Source organism: Agromyces sp. P1_H4 (assembly GCF_056405255.1).
Genome location: NZ_JBFUCL010000308.1, coordinates 1 through 4,600 on the forward strand (window position 1 = coordinate 1; position 4,600 = coordinate 4,600).

General features: G+C 72.9%; 4 protein-coding genes. All 4 read left to right on the top strand.

The features are described from left to right. Positions 1-1,144: xylose isomerase (gene xylA, locus AC1DY2_RS15905; RefSeq protein WP_476763305.1), on the top strand; the 1,144-nt coding region annotated here is incomplete at its 5' end. Positions 1,145-1,253: 109 nt separating this feature from the next. Further along, positions 1,254-2,666: a xylulokinase gene (xylB, locus tag AC1DY2_RS15910; protein WP_476763306.1), complete on the top strand. Its 1,413-nt coding sequence runs from the start codon at positions 1,254-1,256 to the stop codon at positions 2,664-2,666. Further along, positions 2,663-3,922, top strand: coding sequence for an endo-1,4-beta-xylanase (locus AC1DY2_RS15915; RefSeq protein ID WP_476763307.1), 1,260 nt, complete (start codon positions 2,663-2,665; stop codon positions 3,920-3,922). The genes xylB and AC1DY2_RS15915 overlap by 4 nt, the downstream gene beginning before the upstream one ends. Before the next feature lie 130 nt (positions 3,923-4,052). Then, positions 4,053-4,382, top strand: coding sequence for a hypothetical protein (locus tag AC1DY2_RS15920; protein ID WP_476763308.1), 330 nt, complete (start codon positions 4,053-4,055; stop codon positions 4,380-4,382). The last annotated feature ends 218 nt before the right edge of the window (positions 4,383-4,600 follow it).

Genomic DNA, 4,600 nt, shown 5'->3' on the forward strand with positions numbered 1-4,600 from the left:
GGTCGGCTACAACGGCACCGACCCGTTCGGCGGCCCCACGCGGCATCCGCTCGACGTCGTGCACGTGGTCGAGAAGCTCGCCGAGCTCGGCGCCTACGGCCTCACCTTCCACGACGACGACCTCTTCGCGTTCGGCTCGACCGACGCCGAGCGCCAGACGCAGATCGACCGCCTCAAGGGCGCGCTCGACGACACCGGCCTCATCGTGCCGATGGTCACCACCAATCTCTTCTCGGCGCCGGTCTTCAAGGACGGCGGCTTCACCGCGAACGATCGCGACGTGCGCCGCTACGCGCTGCGCAAGGTGTTCCGCCAGCTCGACCTCGGCGCCGAGCTCGGCGCGAAGACGTTCGTCATGTGGGGCGGCCGCGAGGGGGCCGAGTACGACGCGGCCAAGGACATCCGCCAGGCGCTCGAGCGCTACCGCGAGGCCGTCAACCTCCTCGGCGACTACGTGACCGACAAGGGCTACGACATCCGATTCGCCATCGAGCCGAAGCCGAACGAGCCCCGTGGCGACATCCTGCTGCCGACGCTCGGCCACGCGATCGCCTTCATCGACTCGCTCGAGCGCCCCGAGCTCGTGGGCCTCAACCCCGAGGTCGGCCACGAGCAGATGGCGGGCCTCAACTTCGCCGCCGGCATCGCCCAGGCGCTGTACCACGGCAAGCTCTTCCACATCGACCTCAACGGCCAGCGCGGCATCAAGTACGACCAGGACCTCGTGTTCGGCCACGGCGACCTGCACAACGCGTTCGCGCTCGTCGACCTGCTCGAGAACGGCGGCCCCGGCGGCGTCCCGGCCTACGACGGCCCGCGCCACTTCGACTACAAGCCCTCGCGCACTGAGGACGAGAAGGGCGTGTGGGAGTCGGCTGCGGCCAACATGCGCACCTACCTGCTGCTGAAGGAGCGCGCCGCGGCCTTCCGCGCCGACCCCGAGGTGCAGGAGGCGCTCGAGGCCGCCAAGGTCTTCGAGCTGTCGACCCCGACGCTCAACGAGGGCGAGACCTACGACGAGTTCCTCGCCGACCGGTCGGCCTACGAGGACTTCGACCCGAGCGTCTACCTGAACGGCAAGGGCGGCGGCTTCGTGCGCCTGCAGCAGCTCGCCACCGAGCACCTGCTGGGCGCGAGGCGCTAGCCTCGCGCAAAGGCGGCAGCCGTAGCCCCGAGAGGCGCGCAGCGCCGAAGGGCGTGCCGCGGCAGCCTTGAGAACGTGACACGCAGGACCACGAAGGAGTAACCCTCAAATGGCACTCGTCGCCGGCGTCGACTCGTCGACGCAGTCCTGCAAGGTCGTGATCCGGGATGCCGCGACCGGGGCCCTCGTGCGCTCCGGCCGCGCCCCGCACCCCGACGGCACCGAGGTCGATCCCGCCGCCTGGTGGGGCGCCCTGCTCTCGGCGTTCGCGGACGCGGACGGGCTCGACGGCGTCGAGGCGATCTCGGTCGGCGGCCAGCAGCACGGCATGGTCGTGCTCGACGACGAGGGCCGCGTCATCCGCGACGCCCTGCTCTGGAACGACACCCGCTCGGCGCAGGCGGCACGAGACCTGATCGACGAGGTCGGCGCCGACGAGTACGCCCGGCGCACGGGCGTCGTRCCGGTCGCGTCGTTCACGGCGACGAAGCTGCGCTGGCTGCGCGACGCCGAGCCGGATGCCGCGGCCCGCGTCGCGGCGGTGGCCCTCCCCCACGACTGGCTGACGTGGCGCCTGCGCGGCTACGGCCCAGCGGACGAGTCGTCGCTCGGCCCCGTGCTCGACGAGCTCACGACCGACCGCTCCGACGCGAGCGGCACGGCCTACTGGGGCGCCGACGGGTACGACCGCGACCTGCTCGTGCGCGCGCTCGGCCACGACGTGATCCTGCCGCGGGTGCTCGGCCCCGGCGAGGCGGCGGGCCGCACGCCCGACGGCATCCTCGTCGGCCCGGGCGCGGGCGACAACGCCGCGGCCGCACTCGGGCTCGACGCGGCATCCGGCGACGTCGTCGTGTCGATCGGCACGAGCGGCACGGTCTTCGCCGTGACGGATGCCCCCATCGCCGACGCCTCGGGCACCGTCGCCGGGTTCGCGGATGCCACGGGGCGCTTCCTGCCGCTCATCGCCACGCTCAACGCCGCGCGGGTGCTCGACGCGACTGCGCGCCTGCTCGGCGTCGACCACGCCGAACTCGGACGCCTGGCCCTCGACGCCGAGCCCGGGGCATCCGGTGCCGTGCTCGTGCCCTACTTCGAGGGCGAGCGCACGCCGAACCTGCCGCACGCCATGGCCTCGTTCTCGGGGCTCACGCTGGCGAACACGACCCGGCCTGCGATCGCGCGCGCGGCAATCGAGGGCATGCTCTGCGGACTCGCCGACGGCCTCGACGCGGTGCGCGGCCAGGGCGTCGAGGCGCAGCGGGTGCTGCTCATCGGCGGCGCCGCGCAGAACCCCGCCGTGCGGGCGGTCGCAGCCCAGGTGTTCGACGCGCCCGTGGTCGTGCCCGCGCCCGGCGAGTACGTCGCGGACGGGGCCGCCCGCCAGGCCGCGTGGGTGCTCACTGGCGCACGGCCCGGCTGGCCGGTCGAGGTCGCCGAGGAGCTCGCAGTCGACGTTCGGCCCGAGATCCGCGAGCGGTACGCCGCGGCTGCCCGCGTCGCCGCAGCTGCCGCTCGGTGAACCACCTGATCGATGCCGCCGCCGGCGGCTCCGAGCACCGCCGGGGCGCCACCACCGTCACCGTCACCGGTCGCGACGGCGCGCCCCTCGCCGACACCGAGGTGGTCGTCGAGCAGATCAGCCACCAGTTCGGCTTCGGCAACATCGGCTTCGACCTCGTGCCGATGGCCAACGGCCGGGGCGCGCCCGGCGACGAGGAGCTCGCCGCCCGCCTGGTCGAGCTCTTCAACGTCGCCACGCTGCCGTTCTACTGGCGCGACTTCGAGCCGGAACCCGACCGGCCGCGCACGACCGAGCTGCGCCGCACCGCCGAGTGGCTCCGTCAGCGCGGAGTGGCCGTGAAGGGGCATCCGCTCGCCTGGCACACGCTCGCCCCCGAGTGGCTGCTGGACCTCCCGCTGGACGAAGTGGAGGCGGCGCTGCGCGCCCGCATCCGCCGCGAGGTCGGCGAGTTCGYCGGACTGATCGACACCTGGGACGCGATCAACGAGGTCGTGATCATGCCGGTGTTCGAGGCCGAGGACAACGCGATCACGCCCCTCGCGCGTGCGCGGGGGCGCATCCACCTGATCCGCCTCGCGTTCGAGGAGGCGCGTGCCGCGAATCCGGCGGCGACGCTGCTGCTCAACGACTTCGACCTCTCGAGTGCGTACGAGTGCCTCATCGAGGGCGTGCTCGAGGCCGGCATCCGCATCGACGCGATCGGCCTCCAGACCCACATGCACCAGGGCTTCCGCGGCGAGGAGGCGCTCGTCGCGATCGCCGACCGGTTCGCACGTTACGGGGTGCCGCTGCACTTCACCGAGACGTCGCTCGTCTCAGGCGACCTCATGCCTCCGCACATCGAGGACCTCAACGACTGGCGGGTCGACGAATGGCCGTCGACGCCCGAGGGCGAGGCCCGCCAGGCCGACGAGCTCGAACGCCACTACCAAACGCTCGTCGGGCACCCCGCGGTCGAAGCCATCACGTACTGGGGCATCACCGACCGGGGCGCCTGGCTCAACGCGCCGATCGGGCTGCTGCGCGCCGACGGCACGCCGAAGCCGTCGTACGACGCGCTGCACCGCCTCGTGAAGGGCGAGTGGTGGCTTCCGCCGACGACCGCGCGCACGGATGCCGCGGGTCGGGTGTCCGTGCGCGGATTCGCGGGCGACTACGCGGTGCGGCCGGCCCGGGGCCGAGGGGATGCCGCGCCGGCGGCGTTCACCGTCACGAGGGGCGTCTCCGGCGAGGCATCCGTCGTCCTCGCCTGAGTTCGCGTTCGTGGCGTTCCCGGGCTCTCACCGGCGCATGCCGGCCTCGACGCACACCCGTCGGCGTAGCATTGAGGCGAGACGTCGCCCGCTGACGGCGCCCCGGATGCTCAAGAGCGAGGGAGCGATGATGTCCGAATCGAACGACGCGAACGCCGAGGACCAGACCGAACTGCCCGACCAGCCCCACCGGCACTCCGAGCCCGAGACCGCCACGGATCGGCTCGAGGGACAGTACACCGAGGTCGGCGGGCAGCCGGCGCACGAGCGCACCGTGGCGGGCGAGTACACGCGCACCGACGGGCGGCCCGACGAGGAACCCACGGTGGGCGACTACACCTCGACCGACCGTCACCCCGAGACCCACGACCCGTCGGAGCGGCACGGCAAGTTCGTGCGAACGCAGCCGCCGAAGCCGCATCCCGGTTCGCACAAGGCCGAGGAGCGCGAGCAGGACTGATCGTTTCGCGGCACGCTGCGAAATGGAGGAACTCCCGGGCGACTCGCCGGGCCGGTGCGCCGGCACTGGGGCGCGCCGGCGGAACGTTCCTGCATTTCGGCACGCGAGGGTGAGTTGCGGGCAGCACAGTCGCGAGCCCGGCGGGTCGCGGGTCAGGCCCGACCGCCGCCTTCCAGGCGGGCGAGCTGCGCGCCGGCGGCCTCGAGCCAGCGCAGCGG